The 575-nt window shown below is 39.3% G+C and carries 1 CRISPR repeat array.

Going from position 1 to position 575, the window contains the following annotated elements:
• Positions 1 to 7: 7 nt before the first annotated feature.
• Positions 8 to 575: a CRISPR direct-repeat array (repeat unit 28 nt; unit sequence TTTCTAAATGGCGTATGTCGCCATGAAC).

The following is a 575-nucleotide window of genomic DNA, read 5'->3' on the forward strand; positions in this document are numbered from 1 at the left end:
AAAGAAATTTCTAAATGGCGTATGTCGCCATGAACTTTTCCCCGACTTGGTTGTCACGCCAAATCGATTTCTAAATGGCGTATGTCGCCATGAACCTAGACTTAGGTTTGATGCGATGTACGTTGCTTTTCTAAATGGCGTATGTCGCCATGAACCAAATGAAAAATAATTATAAAACCACTTGCAATTTCTAAATGGCGTATGTCGCCATGAACATACAACTGATGACCTATTTCAACTTGATACTTTTCTAAATGGCGTATGTCGCCATGAACTGGTTATCTCCTTATTGAACGTCAGGCTCAGTTTTCTAAATGGCGTATGTCGCCATGAACTTTTGGCACTAAGAACACTAAAATCAATTTGATTTCTAAATGGCGTATGTCGCCATGAACGGTGCGGCAGATCAGTTTCTTGTTTGGAATAATTTCTAAATGGCGTATGTCGCCATGAACTATTCCAAGAGCACCACAATATCAATTATGGTTTTCTAAATGGCGTATGTCGCCATGAACAAGCTGTTCAGCTTGAATTAAATTGTCAAACATTTCTAAATGGCGTATGTCGCCATGAAC

This window comes from Acinetobacter sp. CIP 102529 (genome assembly GCF_000368325.1).
GTDB classification, from domain to species: Bacteria; Pseudomonadota; Gammaproteobacteria; order Pseudomonadales; family Moraxellaceae; genus Acinetobacter; species Acinetobacter parvus.